We start from the raw sequence: 18,583 nt of genomic DNA, 5'->3' as shown, positions 1-18,583 counted from the left end.
CGACCCGGGGCTCGTCTGTTGTGTGAGGCCGGATCGCCGATGGGACCAGAAACCACCAACAGCGAGAACCTGGAGTTTTGATCATGTCTGCCCAACCTCAACAGCTGCCCGACATTGATGAGCTGCGCCACGAGATCGACCGGCTCGATGCTGAGATCTTGGCCGCGGTGAAGCGCCGCACCGAGATCTCACAGGAGATCGGCAAGGCCCGGATGGCGTCCGGCGGCACCCGCCTGGTGCACAGTCGCGAGATGAAGGTGCTCGAGCGCTACAGCGAGCTCGGCCAGGACGGCAAGGACCTGGCGATGTTGTTGCTGCGGCTCGGCCGCGGCCGGCTCGGTCACTAGCCCGCCGCGCTTGCGGCCACGGCTGTAACGTCCGGCGCCGCACCGACGACTGCGACCCGCCGCTAATGTCGGGGTATGAGCCCCGTTTCCCGGATCCCGGACATCTCAACCACCCCGGCCTGGAACGCGTTGCGCAAGCATCACCAGCAGATCGGCGACACCCACCTGCGTGAGTTCTTCGCCGACGATCCCGAACGCGGCACGCGGTTCACCGCCACGGTCGGTGATCTCTACATCGACTACAGCAAGCACCGCATCACCCCCGAGACCGTGCGCCTACTGGTCGATCTGGCCCGAACGGCCGGGCTGGAGGACCGGCGCGACGCAATGTTCGCCGGGGTGCACATCAACACCTCCGAGGATCGGGCGGTGCTGCACACCGCATTGCGGCTGCCCCGCAACGCCGATCTGGACGTCGACGGGCAGGATGTCGTGGCCGACGTCCACGCGGTGCTCGATGCGATGGGCGATTTCACTGACCGGTTGCGCAGCGGCGAATGGACCGGTGCCACTGGCAAACGCATCGAGACCGTGGTCAATATCGGTATCGGCGGCTCGGATCTGGGTCCGGTGATGGTGGACCGCGCGTTACGCCACTATGCCGACGCCGGCATCTCGGCACGGTTCGTCTCCAACGTCGACCCGGCCGACCTGACCGCGAAACTGGCCGGCTTGGATCCGGCCACCACACTTTTCGTCGTCGCCTCCAAGACGTTCTCGACCCTGGAGACGCTGACCAACGCCACTGCGGCGCGCCGCTGGCTCACCGACGCGCTGGGCGACGCGGCCGTGTCCAAGCATTTCGTAGCGGTCTCCACTAACGCTGCGTTGGTAGAGGAGTTCGGCATCGACACCGCGAACATGTTTGGCTTCTGGGACTGGGTCGGCGGTCGGTACTCGGTGGATTCGGCGATCGGACTGTCGGTGATGGCCGTCATCGGCCGGGAGCGTTTCGCGGAGTTCTTGTCTGGCTTCCATATCGTCGACGAGCACTTCCGTACCGCGCCTTTGGAATCCAATGCGCCGGCGCTGCTGGGTCTGATCGGGGTGTGGTACTCCAACTTCTTCGGCGCCCAATCCCGCGCGGTGCTGCCCTACGCCAACGACCTGGACCGCTTCGCCGCCTACCTGCAGCAGCTCACCATGGAATCCAACGGCAAGTCGACCCGCGCCGACGGCACACCGGTCAGCACCGATACCGGTGAAATCTTTTGGGGCGAGCCGGGAACCAACGGCCAGCACGCGTTCTACCAACTGCTGCATCAGGGCACCCGGCTGATACCGGCCGACTTCATCGGCTTCTCCCAACCCGTCGACGACCTGGCCACCGCAGACGGTACCGGGAGCATGCACGACCTGCTGATGAGCAACTTCTTCGCTCAGACCCAGGTGCTGGCGTTCGGCAAGAGCGCCGAGGAGATCTTCGCCGAAGGCGCCCCCGCGGACGTCGTGCCGCACAAGGTCATGCCCGGCAATCGGCCGACAACCTCCATCCTGGCGACCCGACTCACCCCGTCGGCGCTCGGCCAGTTGATCGCCCTCTACGAGCATCAGGTGTTCACCGAGGGGGTGGTGTGGGGCATCGACTCCTTCGACCAGTGGGGCGTGGAGCTGGGCAAAACGCAGGCCAAGGCACTACTGCCGGTGCTTACCGACGACGCCTCCCCACAGCCCCAGACCGACAGTTCCACCGACGCGCTGGTGCGCCGCTACCGGGCGGAGCGGGGCCGGGCATCGTCGTAATTGCGACTGCCGGACGGTGGCTAAGTCGGCCGTTGCTCTCGCCCCTTGGCCCGCAGACTGGGCAGCAGCACGTCGTCGACTACCACACGGACTGTTTTCTGCGTCGGCGGCCGATCGGAAACCAGCGCCCGGAACACCAGGTAGCCCGGCAATAGGTCGTAGATCTCCTGATTGATCGCCGAGGCCTCGATCTCACCGCGCGCCACGGCATCGGCCAGTACGGCGTCCATCACGAGGTTGCGATGCTGGATGAATTTCTGCTGCATCGCCTCCTGCAAGGCGGGGCTGTGAGACATTTCGTTCAGCACTGCGCGCATGGTGCGCATGTGTTCCAGCGCTTGCCCACAGGTCCAGTGGCCGATCTCCAACAAGTCACCCCGCAGCGAGCCGGTATTGGGCGGCGCGGCCGACGCGCGAGTGCCTTCGATGAACGCGGCGAGCACCAGGTCAGCCTTCGTCGGCCAACGCCGGTACATCGTGGCCTTACTGGCCTTGGCCCTGATCGCCACGGCTTCGACGGTGAGTCGGTCGTATCCATGCTCCTGCAACAGCTCCAGCGTGATCGCCAGTAGTTCGGCCTCCCGCTCACTCCACGGGCACCCTGAGTCGTCGCCACGGTCTTGGGAAATCGTCGTCTCCTTACCCACCGCACCGCGGTTGTTTCGCGAGAGCAGCCATTTGCGCAGATGTCAAGCAAGTTGCGATCCATCAGCACGGTACCGTACCGTTCCATGCTACGTGACAATCTCACCGCATCGCATTCGGCGAGATCGTCAGCGCGGCGTCGAAAGGCTTTGGTTTGAGCAAGTTTTCGGTCACCCAATTGGTGCGCCGGCAGTGGGTGGCGCTCGTGGTAGTCGTGGTGGTCGCTCTGGTCGGGTTCAGTGTCGACCGACTACGCGGCATCTTCGGCTCGAACAACGAGGTGTCGAGACCCGGCTCAGAGGCCCTGGAGAACACCGGCTACAACCCCAAACAGGTGTTGTTCGAGGTGTTCGGTTCACCCGGATCGGTCGCCACCATCAACTTCCTGGACATCAACGCTCAGCCTCAGCGCGTCGAAAACATCCCACTGCCGTGGTCGCAGACGCTGACCACCGACGACCCGACGATGTACGCCGACCTTCGCGCACAGGGTGACGGCAACACCATCGGCTGCCGCATCACGGTCAACGGCATCGTCACCGACGAAAGGTCCACCAACCACGTGAACGGATACATCGCGTGCCTGGACAAGACCGCATGAGCGGCCAGCACACCGATACCGCCCACGGTACGTCCGAAGGCACTCTTCCGGCGCGGCTCATCCGGAGGTTGTCCGTACCGATCCTGTTGATCTGGATCGCCATCGCCGCCATCACGAACGCCACCACACCCCAGCTGGAAGTTGTCGGGTGGGAACGCTCGGTCGGAATGAATGCGCCCGACGCGCCGGGCATTCTCGCGATGCGGCACATCGGGCAGGTCTTCGACGAATTCGATTCCGACAGTGCGGCCATGATCGTGCTCGAGGGCGATCAGCCGCTAGGCCCCGAGGCACACACCTACTACGACGGCCTGGTGCGCAAGCTGCAGGCCGACACCGAGCACGTCGAGCACGTCCAGGACTTCTGGGGTGACCCGCTGACCGCCGGCGGCTCACAGAGCAAAGACGGCAAGGCGGCCCTCACCCAGATCTATCTCCGCGGCAACCAGGGCGAGGCGATGTCGAACGAATCCGTCGACGCCGTCCGCAAGATCGTCGACGCCACGCCACCGCCGGCCGGCATCAAGGCCTACGTTACCGGCGCGTCACCGCTGGTGACCGACAACTTCGAGGTCGGCAGCGCCGGCACCAACGAAGTCACCGCCATCACCTTCCTGGTCATCGGCATCATGCTGCTGTTCGTCTACCGCTCGCTGGCCACCATGGCGATCGTCTTGCTGACGGTGGCCATCGAACTGGCGGCGGCCCGCGGCTCCGTGGCGATGCTCGCCCACGCCGGCGTCATCGGGCTGTCCACCTACGCGACGAATCTCTTGACGCTCTTGGCTATTGCGGCCGGCACCGACTATGCGATCTTCGTCGTCGGCCGCTACCAAGAGGCGCGCGGCAAGGGGATGGACCGGATCGCCGCCTACCACGACATGTGGCGCGGCACCGTTCACGTCATGGTCGGATCGGGATTGACCATCGCCGGCGCAGTCGCGTGCATGGGCTTCACCCGCCTCCCCTATTTCCAGACACTCGGGATACCGGCTGCCATCGGTGTTCTCGTGACCTTGGCGGCCGCCCTGACGTTGGGGCCCGCCGTGTTGTTGATCGCCACCCGGTTCGGACTGATGGAACCCAAGGTCGCTCAACGGACGCGGGGTTGGCGCAAGATCGGCACCGCCATCGTGCGCTGGCCCGGGCCGATCCTGGTGGTCACCGGCATGATTGCGCTCATCGGCGTGTTCGCGTTGCCCGGCTACCAGACCAGCTACGACAACCGGCCCTATATCCCGGACAGCGCGCCCGGTGTCGTCGGAATGGAAGCCGCCGAACGCCACTTCACCGAAGCGCGGATCAATCCCGAGTTGGTGATGATCGAGACCGATCACGACATGCGCAACCCGGCCGACATGCTGATACTCGAACGGGTTGCCAAGGCAGTGCTCCACACGCCGGGAGTCGCACTGGTGCAGTCCATCACACGACCGCTCGGAACGCCGATCACCCACAGCTCGATTCCATTCCAGATCAGCGCTTCGAGCGCGAGCCAGATCATGAACCTCGACTACCAGAAGGACAGAGCCAACGATCTGCTGAAGCAGGCCGGCGAGATCGACAACACGATCGCCGTACTCCGCCAACAGCTCGCCCTGCAGCAGCAGAGCGCTGCGGTCACCCATGAACAAACTGAGGCGTTCCACGACACCGTCACGACGATGAACGCGCTGCGCGACAAACTCGCCGATTTCGATGACCAGTTCCGCCCGCTGCGCAACTACTTCTACTGGGAGCCGCACTGCTTCGACATTCCAATGTGTTGGGCGCTGCGGTCAGTGTTCGACTCGCTGGACGGGATCTCGGAGCTGTCCGAGAAGTTCGGCAACATCACCGCCAGTCTCGACAACCTCGACGCCCTGCAACCACAAATGGTGGCACTGTTACCGCCGCAGATCGCGATTCAGGAGCGCAACCGCGACCTGACACTGTCGAATTTTGCGACCACCGGCGGCATCAATACCCAGAGCGAAGAAGCTTTGAACAACGCCACTGCGATGGGCAAGGCGTTCGACGATGCCAAGAACGATGACACTTTCTACTTGCCGCCGGAGGCCTTCGACAACGCTGACTTCAAGCGCGGCCTCAAGCTGTTCTTGTCGCCCGACGGCAAGGCGGCCCGGATGATCGTGACCCATCAGGGCAATCCCGCCAATCCCGAGGCGATTCCGCACATCAACGCCATCAAGGAGTCGGTGTTCGACGCTCTCAAGGCGACACCGATGTCAGACGCCAAGATCTATGTCGCGGGTATCGGCTCGACCAATAAAGACATCCAAGAGGGGATGAAGTACGACCTGCTGATCTCGGCGTTGGCTGCCGTGGCCCTCATTCTGCTGATCATGGTGATTGTGACGCGCAGCCTCGTCGCCGCCTTCGTCATCGTCGGCACCGTCGTGCTCTCGCTGGGGGCATCGGTGGGTTTGTCAGTCCTGGTGTGGCAGTACATCTTCGGGATTCACCTGTTTTGGGTCGTGGTGCCGCTCGCGATCATCTTGCTGCTCGCGGTGGGAGCGGACTACAACCTGCTGTTGGTGTCCCGTTTCAAGGAGGAGATGCACGCGGGCCTCAACACCGCCATCATCCGGTCGATGGGCGGCACCGGTTCGGTCGTCACCGCCGCCGGTCTGGTGTTCTCGGCGACCATGGCAGCCTTCATCTTCAGCCCCTTGGTGATCCTCGGGCAGATCGGCACAACCATCGGCCTGGGACTGTTGTTCGACACCTTGATCGTGCGGTCGTTCATGACGCCGTCGATCGCGGCATTGCTGGGCAAGTGGTTCTGGTGGCCGCAGCTGGTGCGCCAGCGTCCGGTTCCCGCGAAGTGGCCTGAACCCGTCCAGCCGCAGCCCGAGGAGGTTTTGGCGTGAAGCTTGCAGTCCACCTCGTCATCGCCATGGCAGCCCTGTTCGGCGCCGTGACCACCGCCGGTGTCGTCGCCGCCGACGCCACCGACGACTACCCGATACCCAGCCGGATCCTGCGCACTTCCTGTTCGGCCGAACAGATCATGGCCGCAGCCCGAGATGTCGCGCCGGTCTACTACGAGCGCTACATGATCGACTACCACAACAAACCCGCCGCCGAGCAGCAAGGCGCCCAAGACCGCATCCACTGGTTCTTCGACATGGACTACGCCGGCCGCCGCCAATATTCCGAGGACACCGCCACCAACGCCTTTTTCGAAACCATGTCGTGGCGCTGGCCCAACTGGGCCAAGCTGTTCTTCAACAACAAAGGCGTGGCCGCCCGCACCACCGACATCTGCATGAACTACCCGGCAGGCGACATGTCGGTCTGGGACTGGAAGTAGCCACGGCCTTCGGTATTTCCCTCACGCTGACTTTTTGCCGCCGGGCGTCGATGTCGGCCCTGTTGACGTGCGACAGATTGCAATCCGGCCGGAAAACCTATCGCGGCACGACCAAGATTTCGCCGTCCAGGTTTCCTTAAGCTACGCGCCATGCAGATGCCATCCCGTGTCGGGCCAAGCGCCGCAGGGGCGTTCGGCCGCCACCGCGGTGTCCTCGCGCGCTTTCTGCACTGCTGTCGCTGACTCTCGCGCCACTTGCGAATCCTCGGTAGTCACTTTCGGTGACCGGTACCGAACATCTCGGGCATTGGAAGGCCAGCATGCATTCTTCTTTCGGGTCCACCCGATGACTGTCACGACTCCACTCGAGCCGGCTCCACGCGTCCAAAACCACCCGGAGGCCGCCGACGCCCCCGCTGCCCTGCCCGCCACCCCGAGCCGGTCCATCGTCACGCCGCTGCGCATCGGCGTGACCACGCTGTGGCTGTCGGTGATCGTGCTGCTGCCGCTGGTCGCCATCGCGTGGCAGGCCGGCGGCAGGGGCTGGCACGGCTTCCGGCTGGCCGTCACCTCGCACGCGGCACTTGAATCATTCCGCGTAACACTGACGATCTCGATCTTGGTCACCGTGCTCGACGTGGTGTTCGGCCTGGCGACCGCTTGGGTGTTGGTGCGCGACGACTTCGTCGGGAAAGGAGTGATCGATGCGCTGATCGATCTACCGTTCGCGCTGCCCACGATTGTCACCAGCTTGGTGATGCTCGCCCTGTATGGCAACTCCAGTCCGATCGGCATTCATCTGCAGCACACTCCACCTGGTGTCGCGATGGCACTGGCTTTCGTCACGTTGCCACTGGTGGTCCGTGCCGTCCAGCCGGTGCTGATGGAGATCGACAGGGATGTCGAGGAGGCGGCCGCGGCACTCGGCGCAACGCGCCTGGTCACCTTCAAGACGGTCGTGCTGCCGTCGTTGCAGCCGGTGTTGTTGACCGGTGCCGGCCTTGCGTTTTCGCGGTGCGTCGCCGAGTTCGGCTCGATCGTGACGATCGGCGGTGCCGTGCCGGGCAAGACCGAGGTGTCGTCACAGTGGATTCGCTCGCTGGTCGAGAACGACGACCACACCAGCGCGGCGGCGATATCGATCGTGTTGTTGGCGATCTCGTTCGCCGTGCTGGTACTCCTGCGGACGGTGGGTGGGCGCGCGGCCAAGCGCGAGGAGGAGGACGAGTGACGGCGCGGCTGGAGAAGCGACACTTCCTGCGCTTCACCGTCTTGACCTATGTCGGCGTCATGCTGATCGTTCCGGTGTCGGTGATTCTCTACCGAACGTTTGAGCACGGATTGGGCCAATTTTGGGCATGGATCAGCACCCCTGCGGCGATCTCGGCGCTGAAGTTGTCGCTGCTACTAGTGATCATCGTGGTGCCACTGAACGCTTTGTTCGGCATTTCGACGTCGATCCTCTTGGTGCGCAACAAATTCCGGGGTCGATCAATCCTTCAGGCGATTCTGGACCTGCCGTTCGCGGTCTCGCCGATCATCGTCGGGGTTGCTCTGATCGCACTGTGGGGGTCGTCGGGGGCGCTGGGCTTCATCGAGAACAACCTGGGATTCAAGATCATCTTCGGGCTGCCCGGGATGGTGCTGGCCAGCATTTTCGTCACGCTGCCGTTCGTGGTGCGCGAGGTCCAGCCGGTGCTTGTGGAGATCGGAATCGAACAGGAGCAGGCCGCAGCAACGCTGGGTTCCAATGCGTGGCAGACGCTTTGGCGTGTCACGTTGCCATCGATCCGGTGGGGACTGACCTACGGCGTGGTGTTGACCACGGCCCGCACACTCGGCGAGTTCGGCGCTGTCAGCATGGTGTCATCGAACCTGCCGGGACACTCGCAGACGCTGACCCTGTTGGTCAACGATCGCTACCACCGTGGGGCCGAGTACGGCGCCTACGCGGTGTCCACGCTGCTGATGGGGGTGGCCGTGGCGTTCTTGATCGCCAAGGCGGTGCTGCTGATCTACCGCCGGCGAGCCAAAGCCCTGGAGTGGATGACCCGCGGACCCGAGCCGGAACCGCTTAGGCGAAGCGCTTGGTGTACTGCGGCGGCAAGCAGCGCAGCAGCCATACCAGCGGGGCCCATGGCCAGGACGGGACGACGGCTCGGCCGGTTTCGCGTTCGATGGCACGCACCATGGCCTTGACCCCTGATTCGTTGTCCACCATCAACATGGTGGACGCCGATTTGGCGGTCATCTCCGATTCGATGTAGCCCGGTTCCAGCACGGTCACTTTGATCGGTCCGCGCGAGTACTCCGCACGCAGCGACTCCCCCAGCGACGTCACCCCGGCCTTGCTGGCGGCGTATGCGGCCTTGACGCCCGGAACGCCCTTGTTGCCCAACACCGATGAGATCAGCACCAGGTGGCCAGTGCCCGCAGATTTGAACATCTCGAGGGCAGTCTCGATCTGCACCAGCGCGGCGACCAAGTTCGTTTCAATAGTCGCCTTGTTGGCCCACAGCTTGCCGGACCCGAGCGGGGCGCCCTTGCCGATACCGGCATTGACGATCACCCGGTCGATTCCGCCCAACTCGGCGGCGAATCGGTTGAACACCGTCGGAATTTCGTCGTGGTCATTCACGTCGAGTGTCGCTACCGCAACGGTGATTCCCGGGAACTTCTCCGTCAGTTCGGCTTTCAGTTCATCAAGCCGGTCCGTCCGGCGGGCGCACAGAGCCAGGTCACGGCCCCGCGCAGCAAAAGCGCGAGCCATGCCGGCGCCCAGCCCGGAACTGGCACCAGTGATGAGGATTCTCTGACGGGTCACCAGGGCAGCTTAACGGCGGTCGCAGCCTGCCGAAATCAGGTCGAGAAATTACTTGAGCAGTCGCGACATCCGTCGGTCGGCCAACACCTTGCCGCCGGTCTGGCAGGTAGGGCAGTACTGAAATGACTTATCGGCGAAAGATATTTCCCGAACCGTGTCGGCGCACACCGGGCACGGCAGCCCGGTTCGGGCGTGAACTCGCAGACCGGAGCGCTTCTCCCCCTTCAAGGTGGCGGCCTGTTGGCCGACCGAGCGGGTGACGGCATCGGTCAGCACGGCGTGCATGGCCTCGTGCAGTGCGGTCAGCTGTTCTGTCGACAGTTTGCCGGCGGTGGCGAACGGCGACAGTCGGGCGGTGTGCAGGATCTCGTCGCTGTAGGCGTTGCCGATCCCGGCAATCACCTTCTGATCGGTCAGGACGTTTTTGATGCGACCGGTATTGCCGGCCAGCAGTCCGGCCAGCTCATCGGCGTTGATCGCCAGCGCATCCGGCCCCAGTGTGGCGATGCCCGGCACCTTCGCCGGATCGTCGACCAACCAGACCGCCAGCCGTTTCTGGGTGCCGGCTTCGGTCAGGTCGAAGCCGGGGGCCTGCCCCGGGACACCCAGGTGCACCCGCAGCGCGATCGGTCCCTTACCCGGTCGCAACGGCGCAGCCGCCAGCTGATCCGACCAGCGCAGCCAACCCGCCCTGGACAGGTGCGCGATCAAGAACAGCTCACCGGCCTGCAACCCCAGATACTTGCCCCAGCGGTGCGCGCCGGTCACCTGCTGACCGTGCAACGCCGTCGGCGGCGGGTCGAACGTCTTGAGCACCGACAGCGCCGCCACGTCGATCCGGCCGATGGTGCAACCAGTGGCGTGCCGACGCAGATGATCGGCGAGTGCTTCGACCTCGGGCAGCTCCGGCATGCCCTCAAGCTTGCCCGGTTACCCGGTGATGCGTCGGGCGTCGCGCAGCACCAGCGAGAGGACCCAGCTCACCAGCGACAGCACGATCGCGGCCCAGATGGCATCCCACCAGAAGTCGGCGATATACAGCCCCCAGTGCTTGGCGGTCTTGTCGGTGATCCACGCGGTGATCCAGAGCATCAGCGCGTTGACCACGATGTGGAACAGCCCCAGGGTGACGATGTACAGCGGTATCGACAGCAGTTGCACCACCGGTTTGATGAAGGCGTTCACCAACCCGAAGATCAGGGCGATGACGAAGATGATGCCGACCCGTTGCAATGTGGTGTCACCGCCGACAATCTCCACCCCCGGCACAATCTGGGTGACCACCCATAGTGCGAGTCCGGTCAGTGCGGCACGAATCAGAAATGAGGCCATGGCCAGGAATCTACCCCGGCGCACCGCTGCCCTGTTGGAAGTTTGGCCCATCACATTCTGCATTGGTGTCCCGAATTTTCCATGCGGAAATCAGCCGCGGGAAAGCGATATGACTGGGCGATACGGAGAACACCCGGTCGTTTGCCGGAATGGCGGTCTTAGCGGAAGGTTGGGAACGCAGCCGATTGAGCTGGCCCTCGGTGGCTTCCGGTGTTGTGCGCGTGCGGATAGCCCGCAAAATCAGTTCCCGCGTTTGCACTGGTAGCTGCCGAGCAGTTCCGTATTCAGGCGCCGGTGCTGCTGACAATCGATGCCGCGCAATGTTCGGAATGCTGACTACGTTCCGGCTCGGGGAATCGGAGTCGTTTGATATGCAGTCGCGTCTGCAATTCCGTGGGCCCGCGAATCGCATACGAGTGCGTATCCGGCCACTGCTGCCGCGCGGGCTGCAAGCACTCCCGGCGTCAGGCCTAGTTCCCGATAGCACCGATACGCGCACTCACCCCGGATGTGATCCGATCGATGTGCCAGCCGGCTTGCCGGCACGCCGTCACCACGGCATCGGCGGAATCCGCCGCAACCACCCCGAACAGGGTCTCGTCGCTCGGCGAGGTCAGTGCGACCAGCAATGTGGCACGAACGGCCGCAGCCGCGCGTGAGAGCCGATCGATGGCGGCATCGGCCGCCGCCTCAACGAGATCGGGTTGGTACCACTCGACCAGGAAGCACTGACGCCCAGAGTCACCGTCGCCCATCTGACCGACGCTAACGAAGGAGAGCCCGTAGGTAACCAGGGTTTTCCCTGGAGATTTACTCCGGATTGAGCGCGGCGTACAGCCCAGCACGCGAACGGATCCCCAACTTGCGGTACACGTTGCTTAAAGTCATCTCCACCGTCTTGGCGGCGATGAACAACTCCGCAGCGATCTGCTTATTGGTCAACCCCGCCGCAGCCAGATCGGCAACGCGCCGCTCCGCGGCGGTCAACCCGGCCCCCGAAGCGGGGGCGGTCATCCGCTCCAGCTCAACGCGAGCCCGTCGCACCCACAACGGCGAACCCAACCGCTCAAAGGTCTCCAACGCCGCCGACAGATTCTCCGCAGCGAGCTGCTTGCGACGCCGCCTCCGCTGCACCTGCCCCAACAACAACTGAGTACGCGCCAACTCAAACGGCATCGGCAGCCGCTCATGGTGCGTCAACGCGTCGCCGGCGGCCTGCTCGGCGGCCTCCAATTCACCGCGGGCGGCCAGCAGGTGAGCCCGCCCCCGGGCGCCGACGGCCAACATCCACGGCCGGTCGTGGCGAACGCCATTACGTTCCAGGGCGGCGATCAGCGGTTCGGCCTCATCGAGGCGCCCCAACGCGGTCAGCGCCTCGATCGCATCGGGAAGATAGCCCCCGATCGTGATCTCGGTGTCATGGTCCGGGTCGAACGCGGCCAACAGCGGCTCCAACACCGTGGCCGCTGCTGCGAAATCACCCAATGACACCTCAAGAAATCCCAGGGTCGCCGTCGCCGAAGCCGCGTTCATCACATCTCCGACGGCACGGGCCATATCGATCGCCGAATTCGCGGCCGAGCGAGCGTCGTTGACGCATCCGGTATGGGCGGCTACCGCGGCCTGACGGGCCCACGCGAACACCAGCACCATCTTGGCGCCCATCTGCTCGGCACGCCGCACGGTCTCATCGGCGATAGCCCTCGCTTCGGTGTAACGCCCCAACCACAGCTCATTCATGGTGGCGTGATCGGCGACCCAGAGGATGTCGATCTCGGTCCCGGTCGCGAGAACCAGCTGCTGGACGGCACCGATCTGCTTCTGCGCCTGGTCCAGGTCCCCCGTCCAGGAGCGGATCACCGGTGCGGCGGCGCTGGCGTGGTAGCCCACTGCCGCGCCGCTGGACGGATCTTCCAGATCCCGCGCCAGCTCCAGGGCTACCTCGTCCACTCCGAGGCCGTACATGAAGCGGACAATCGCCTGCGTCGTCAACGCCTCGCTGTGCAGGGCGGGAATGCCAAGCTGCTTGGCTTGGGCCACGGTAATGCGGGCCAGGTCAACGGATTCCTTCAGATTTCGTGTCAACGCAACGATCGGCACCAGGAGCAACCTGGCGCGAAGCTGCAGCACCGGGATATCGGCGGCTTGGTCGACGGCCTGGGTCAGCAAATCCGCTGCGGTCGACAAACTCTTGTCGTAGCCGGTGACGGCGGCCAGGGCGATCAACGCCATGCAGCGCAACCCGCTCGGCTCCGGCAAAGCATCCAACGTCGATTGCAGGTGGGCGCGTGCCGGTGCGACCGCACCGGAACGGAAGTGCTGTTCGGCGACCCGCATCCGCCGAAGGGGAGTGTCGTCGCCGAGTTTGATGGCCAGCTCCAACAATTCGGCAGCCGCCGCCGGCGCGCCGCGCGCCACGGTGGCCTCGATCCCGGCATCAAGGGCTGCCAGGGTGTCCGGATCACCGGTGGTCGCCGCCAACGCCAGATGCCGGGCGGTCAGCTCGGGTTCCTCAACGATGCCGGCCAGCCGCCGATGTATCGCCCGGCGCGGCGCCGGGCCGGCCGAACTGTAGACACCGGAGGCGAACAACGGATGGCGGAACCGGACGCGGTCACCGTCGATCTCAGCCACCCCGCCGGCCTGCCCGGACTCGACCACCTCCACGACTCGCGCGGGCGTGACGCCGGCGGCAAGACCGACCCGCTGCACGGTCGGCGACGCGGCACACGCGGCAGCCAGCAGCACCGCACCGACCTCCTCGTCGAAGTCACCGATGTGATCGTGCACCAGCGCGGTAAGCGTGTCGGGCAGACCACCTGCCGCCCGGGCCGGATCCTCGGCAATGAACCGCGCCAGCTCGAGTGCGAAAAACGGGTTGCCACCAGATACTTCGTAGATCCGAGTGATCACCGGGCGCGGCAAGGTGCGACCCAGGCACGCCGGGACCAGGGCATGTATCCCACCCAGGCTCAACGGAGATATTCGCAGCCGCGCCAACGAGTCGGGGCGTGCCGGGCTCAGCCACATCGTGTCGACGACATCGGCGGCACCGGTCCGAACGGCGACAATCAGCCCGGTGCAGCCGGCGAGCCGTCGTGCCACGAACCCGATCACCGAGCGACTGGAAGCGTCCAACCACTGGATGTCGTCGATGCAGAGCAAGATCGGCGTGTCCGAACTCAAGCTCCGGATCACGGCCAGGAACGCCGCGGCCACCATCCGCTCGTTGCCGGCGGGCCCGTCGCTGCCACCAAGCAGAACGTGCTCAAGCGCGCCGCGCTGCGCCTCAGGCAGTTCCGCCAACACCGGGCCGTCGACGAAGGCCAACAGATCAGCCACCGCGGCGTAGGCATAGCTGACCTCGGCCGGCGCCCCCGAAGCGGAGAGCACCCGGAACCCGCGTGCCGATGCGGCCTGGGTGGCGTCCGACAATATGGTCGACTTACCGATACCCGCTTCACCCTCGACCACCAGGATGGCGGGTTCGCTCAACGCACGCGCCAGGAAGTCACGCACCGCCGCCGATTCCGCGCTGCGAGCAACCAAACCTGAAGCCACGATCAGTAGTTTGCCAGGTTTAGACTAGGCCGCTCACGAAAAATTGTAAGTTTTTAGGTTCAGCCGTGGTTGTCGCCCGGGTTGAGTGCCGCGAACAGGCCGCTCCGGGACCGGATGCCGAGTTTGCGGTACACGCTGGACAGCGTCATCTCCACGGTCTTGGCGGCGATGAACAACTCCGCGGCGATCTGCTTGTTGGACAGTCCCGCGGCGGCCAACTCGGCGACACGACGCTCGGCGGTCGTCAGGCCACCACCCGGCGACGAGGCGCTCAGCCGCCCCAACTCCGCCCGGGCGCGCTGCGCCCACAACGGCGCCCCGAGCCGCTCGAAGGTCTCCAACGCCGCGCGCAGCGACGCCTCCGAGGCCTGCCGGCGCCGACGCCGACGCTGCACTTGCCCCATGAACAACCGGGTGCGTGCGGTCTCGAACGGCATCGGCAACCGCTCGTGGTGTCGCAGAGCCTCTTCTGCGGCCTGCTCGGCCGCGTCGAGCTCGCCACGCGCGGCCAACAACTGACTACGGCCGCGGGCGCCCACCGCCAGCATCCACGCCCGATCAAGCCGGGCGCCATTACGCTCCAGCGCCGCGACCAGCGGCTCGGCCTCATCGAGGCGCCCCAACGCGGTCAGCGCGTCCACGGCGTCAGGCAGGTGGGAGCCGACGACGATCTCGGTGCCGTGCTCGGGATCGAACGAGGCCAGCAGCGGCTCGAGCAGTTTGATCGCGGCAGCATGATCGCCGAGCGACACCTCGAGAAACGCACACGTCGTCGTCGCCGACGACGTGTGCATCGCGTCGCCGATGACGCGGGCCGCGTCGATGGCCGCGCGCGCAGTCGAGCGGGCGTCATCCACACGCCCGGCGTAGGCGGCCACCGATGCCTGACGTGCCCACGCGCAGACCAGGACCATCTTGGTACCCATGAGCTCGGCGCGCTGCACGGCCTCGTCGGCAATGGCTCCCGCCTCGGCATAGTGACCCAGCCAGAGTTCGACCATCGCGGCGTAGTCGTCCATCCAGAGGATGTCGGTCTCGGTCCCGCCTTCGACCAGCCGCTGCCGCAGAGCGCGAATATGACCGGGAGCGTCGTCGAGTTCCCCTGCCCAGGAACGAATTACCGGCGCGACGACGCCGGCACGGTATGTCGCTGCCGGACCCCCGGCCGGATCCTCGGAATCCACCGCCAGCCGCAGGGCGTCCGGATCCAGTCCCAGCCCGCTCCAAAAGCGCACCACGGCCTGAATCGTCAATGCCTGGCTGCGCAATCCGGCGACGCCGATCTGATCAGCTTGCGCCACAGCCATATCCGCGAGGTCGACGGACTCCTGCGCGTTGCCGATCACCCTCGCCACCGGCACCATCAGCAGTCGAGCCTGAAGCTGCAGCAGGGGGTTGTCGGCGGCCTGGTCGATAGCCTGAGTCAACAGATCCGCGGCCACCACCAAGCTGCCTTCGTAACCGGTGACGGCGGCCAGCGCAATCAACGCCGTACAGCGCAACTCGCTCGACGACGACGCCCCGTCCAAGATCGACTGCAGGTGAGTACGCGCCGACGCGAAGGCTCCGGAACGGAAATGCTCTTCAGCGGCCCGCATTCGCCGTGCCGGCGTGTCGTCGCCGAGTTTGATGGCCAATTCGATCAGTTCGGCAGCAACCGCTGGGGCACCGCGTGTCCGGGTGAACTCGACGGCCACGTCGAGCGCCTCCACGGCTTCCGGATCGTTGGTGGTCGCCGCCAACGCCATGTGCCGCGCCTTGAGCTCGGGCTCGTGGACGAATTGGCTGTACCGGCGATGCATGGCCCGGCGCGCCGCCGCCCCCGCCGCACTACAGACACCGGTGGCGAACAGTGGATGGTGAAATCGGATCCAGCCGCCGTCGATCTGGACCACCCCTCGTGCCTGAGTGGATTCGATCAGTTCAACGACCCGGTCGGGGCTGAGGTCGGTGGCGAGGCCCACTCGCTGCACGGTTGGCAGCGCAGCGCAGGCGGCGGCCAACAGCACCGCGGCGACGTCCTCGTCGGGCTGCCCGATGTGGTCGCGCACCAACGTCGCCAGACTGTCGGGCAGTCGTAGGTCGGACTGGTCCGGAGAATCTGCGATGAACCGCGCCAGTTCGAGGGCGAAAAATGGGTTCCCGCCGGATGTTTCGTGAATCCGCGTAATAGCCGGGCGCGGCAAGGTGTGCCCCAACCGCGCTGACACCAAAGTGTGCACACCGCCCAGACTCAGCGGAGGTATCGGCAGGCGTGCCACCGTGTCGGGGCGGGTAGCACTCAGCCAGCTCATGTCGACGGAGTCCGCCGAGCCGGTCCGTACCGCGAGCAGCAACCCGGTCCGGCCGGTCAGCCGCCGTGCCGCGAACCCGATCACCGCCCGACTGGAAGCGTCCAACCACTGGGCGTCGTCGATGCAGAGCAGCACTGGCGTATCCGAACTCACCCTGCGGATCACCGCCAGAAACGCGGTCGCCACCATCCGCTCGTTGCCGGCCGGCCCGTCACCCCCACCGAGCAACACCTGCTCGAGTGCCGCGCGTTGGATTTCGGGCAGGTCCCCCGGTACGACGACAGGCGCCAGCAGATCGGCCACCGCGGCGTAGGCGCAGCTGACCTCGGCCGGTGCACCCGAAGCGGAGAGCACCACGCAACCACGCTCGGCTGCGGTCTCCGCTGTCTCCCGCAGCAGGGTGGACTTTCCGATACCGGCTTCACCTTCGAGAATCAGGACCCCGGGCGCGGACAGCGCGCGATCAAGAAAGGCGGTCAGAACTGCTGTCTCCGCCTTTCGGTCCGCCCCCACAGAACGCATGCCGACAATCTTGGCAGGAACGGCCGCAACCCGCGCCAGGCGACGGTGACGGGAGTCAGACAGGTACCGCAAGTATCCGGTACCGTGGGTATTGACATGACCTGTCACGGCCCCTAATTTCTTGTCAGAACCGAAGCGAGAGGGGACTCCTGCGATGACCACTGCGGTGCGGCCGAGCGAACCGACCCGGGAGGAATTTGCCGAGCGCCTGCTGAAAGGCTCGGTGAAAAAGTCCTACGCGCCGGTCGTCGACATCGACTGGAACGCCCCGCTGGAGGAGGACAAGTTCTTCCTACCGCCACGGATGTGCACCCTCTACGGCACCGGTCTGTGGGAGTCCATGACCCGCGAACAGCAGATCGAGATGTCACGCCAGGAGCTGGTCAATGTCCTGTCGGCCGGTATCTGGTTCGAGAACATCCTCAACCAGGCACTGCTGCGCGACATGATGCACAAGAACCCCACCGCGCGCACCACCCACTACTCGCTGACCGAACTGGGCGACGAGACCCGCCACATGCTGATGTTCGGCAAGACCATCGACCGGATCGGCGGCGTGCCGGTACGCCCGCGGCTGCATCAGCGCATCGTCATCAACGCGCTTCCGTTTCTGTTCCGCGGCAGCATCTTGTGGGGAGCGGCACTGGTCGGCGAGGAGATCTTCGACTCGCTGCAGCGCCAGATCCTCGACGACCCGGACCTGCAGCCGATCGTGCGGCGGGTGATGCGCATTCATGTCACCGAGGAAGCCCGCCACATTCAGTACGCCCGTGACGGGCTGCGGCGGAGCGTCCCGGCGATGCCCCGCTATCGCCGGATGCTGCTGGCCAACCTGCAGGGCGTCGGTGGACCGTTCTACCGCCACCTGTTCACCCTGCCGGTCGTCTACAACCGAGTCGGGCTGGACGGTCGCGAAGCTCGCCGGGTGGCGCGGGCCAACCCGCACTTCCACGCGGCGTCCCGCTCGTCGTTCGCGCCGCTGGCCGCGTTCTTCGCCGAAGTCGGACTGATGGGCGGGCTGGCCCGGCGGATGTGGCGGCGGGCCGGATTCCTGTGAGCCGCAACGGCGTCCTCGATGTGGTGGTGCTGGGCAACCCGGCGCCCCTGCGCGGATTGATCGATGGCGTCCGCGCCGTCGACGCGACGAACGTGACCACCCGATTCGACAGCGGCACCGACACCTGGACGGTGACCACTACCGACGGCGAAGAACTGACCGCCCGCACGCTGATCGGCACCGCCGCCTCAACCGACGACGCGGTCGCCAGACATGGAGTCCCCAACCGATTCCACATCCCCGGTCCGCACACCCATCGGCAGGCCCGGTACGTGGCCCGGCTCATCGATGCCCTACGGCGTAGCGGGGCCAGTCGCATCGAGTCTCGCTCGCCTCGGCTG

The 18,583-nt window shown here is 65.3% G+C and carries 14 protein-coding genes and 3 pseudogenes; 9 read left to right on the top strand and 8 right to left on the bottom strand.

Features of this window, described 5'->3' with window-relative positions:
• Nucleotides 1–83 precede the first annotated feature (83 nt).
• Together AC2VOG_RS16875 and pgi are read left to right on the top strand one after the other, a co-directional pair.
• Complete coding sequence (locus AC2VOG_RS16875; protein WP_024443709.1) at nt 84–347, top strand: chorismate mutase; 264 nt, start codon at nt 84–86, stop codon at nt 345–347.
• A gap of 75 nt (nt 348–422) precedes the next feature.
• Nucleotides 423–2,090: a glucose-6-phosphate isomerase gene (gene pgi, locus AC2VOG_RS16870; RefSeq protein ID WP_486941004.1), complete on the top strand. Its 1,668-nt coding sequence runs from the start codon at nt 423–425 to the stop codon at nt 2,088–2,090.
• A gap of 20 nt (nt 2,091–2,110) precedes the next feature.
• On the opposite strand, the gene AC2VOG_RS16865 is transcribed toward pgi, so the two are convergent.
• Nucleotides 2,111–2,737: a TetR/AcrR family transcriptional regulator gene (locus AC2VOG_RS16865; RefSeq protein WP_486941003.1), complete on the bottom strand. Its 627-nt coding sequence runs from the start codon at nt 2,735–2,737 to the stop codon at nt 2,111–2,113.
• A 152-nt stretch (nt 2,738–2,889) separates the two neighbouring features.
• On the opposite strand from AC2VOG_RS16865, the gene AC2VOG_RS16860 reads away from it, so the two are divergent.
• The 5 genes from AC2VOG_RS16860 to cysW all read left to right on the top strand — a co-directional run bounded on the left by AC2VOG_RS16860 (nt 2,890) and on the right by cysW (nt 8,851).
• Complete coding sequence (locus tag AC2VOG_RS16860; RefSeq protein ID WP_486941002.1) at nt 2,890–3,336, top strand: MmpS family transport accessory protein; 447 nt, start codon at nt 2,890–2,892, stop codon at nt 3,334–3,336.
• Nucleotides 3,333–6,209, top strand: coding sequence for an MMPL/RND family transporter (locus tag AC2VOG_RS16855; protein WP_486941001.1), 2,877 nt, complete (start codon nt 3,333–3,335; stop codon nt 6,207–6,209). Before AC2VOG_RS16860 ends, AC2VOG_RS16855 begins: the two co-directional genes overlap by 4 nt.
• A 26-nt stretch (nt 6,210–6,235) precedes the next feature.
• Nucleotides 6,236–6,652 (top strand): DUF5078 domain-containing protein, encoded by a 417-nt coding sequence (locus AC2VOG_RS16850; RefSeq protein WP_486941006.1) that lies wholly within the window; start codon nt 6,236–6,238, stop codon nt 6,650–6,652.
• A gap of 346 nt (nt 6,653–6,998) precedes the next feature.
• A complete protein-coding gene (locus AC2VOG_RS16845) occupies nt 6,999–7,883 on the top strand; it encodes an ABC transporter permease (RefSeq protein ID WP_486941000.1) in 885 nt (294 codons plus the stop codon).
• Nucleotides 7,880–8,851, top strand: a complete 972-nt coding sequence (cysW, locus tag AC2VOG_RS16840) for a sulfate ABC transporter permease subunit CysW (RefSeq protein ID WP_486940999.1) — start codon at nt 7,880–7,882, stop codon at nt 8,849–8,851. Before AC2VOG_RS16845 ends, cysW begins: the two co-directional genes overlap by 4 nt.
• Here the strand turns inward: cysW and AC2VOG_RS16835 are convergent.
• The 7 genes and pseudogenes from AC2VOG_RS16835 to AC2VOG_RS16805 all read right to left on the bottom strand — a co-directional run.
• Nucleotides 8,793–9,476 (bottom strand): annotated as a pseudogene (locus AC2VOG_RS16835) (SDR family oxidoreductase); the annotation flags it as partial. The gene cysW and the pseudogene AC2VOG_RS16835 sit on opposite strands and share 59 nt — an antisense overlap.
• Nucleotides 9,477–9,524: 48 nt before the next feature.
• Nucleotides 9,525–9,992: a zinc finger domain-containing protein gene (locus AC2VOG_RS16830; protein WP_486941005.1), complete on the bottom strand. Its 468-nt coding sequence runs from the start codon at nt 9,990–9,992 to the stop codon at nt 9,525–9,527.
• 153 nt (nt 9,993–10,145) lie between these two features.
• A pseudogene (locus AC2VOG_RS16825) lies at nt 10,146–10,388 on the bottom strand (DNA-formamidopyrimidine glycosylase family protein); the annotation flags it as partial.
• 18 nt (nt 10,389–10,406) lie between these two features.
• A complete protein-coding gene (locus tag AC2VOG_RS16820) occupies nt 10,407–10,808 on the bottom strand; it encodes a phage holin family protein (protein WP_486940998.1) in 402 nt (133 codons plus the stop codon).
• 470 nt (nt 10,809–11,278) lie between these two features.
• Nucleotides 11,279–11,563 carry a hypothetical protein gene (locus AC2VOG_RS16815; RefSeq protein ID WP_486940997.1) on the bottom strand — a complete coding sequence of 95 codons (285 nt, stop codon included), beginning with the start codon at nt 11,561–11,563 and terminating at the stop codon, nt 11,279–11,281.
• A gap of 55 nt (nt 11,564–11,618) precedes the next feature.
• Nucleotides 11,619–14,369: an AAA family ATPase gene (locus AC2VOG_RS16810; protein WP_486940996.1), complete on the bottom strand. Its 2,751-nt coding sequence runs from the start codon at nt 14,367–14,369 to the stop codon at nt 11,619–11,621.
• 59 nt (nt 14,370–14,428) lie between these two features.
• The gene (locus AC2VOG_RS16805) at nt 14,429–17,185 is read right to left on the bottom strand and encodes an AAA family ATPase (RefSeq protein ID WP_486940995.1); all 2,757 of its coding nucleotides are present in this window, start codon (nt 17,183–17,185) and stop codon (nt 14,429–14,431) included.
• A 154-nt stretch (nt 17,186–17,339) separates the two neighbouring features.
• On the opposite strand from AC2VOG_RS16805, the gene AC2VOG_RS16800 reads away from it, so the two are divergent.
• The gene (locus AC2VOG_RS16800; protein WP_486940994.1) at nt 17,340–18,242 is read left to right on the top strand and encodes an AurF N-oxygenase family protein; all 903 of its coding nucleotides are present in this window, start codon (nt 17,340–17,342) and stop codon (nt 18,240–18,242) included.
• Nucleotides 18,239–18,583 (top strand): annotated as a pseudogene (locus tag AC2VOG_RS16795) (DUF4873 domain-containing protein); the annotation flags it as partial. The gene AC2VOG_RS16800 and the pseudogene AC2VOG_RS16795, both read left to right, overlap by 4 nt.

The organism is Mycobacterium sp. TH-M11 (assembly GCF_057473725.1).
This window is presented reverse-complemented; position numbering and strand designations above follow the sequence as displayed.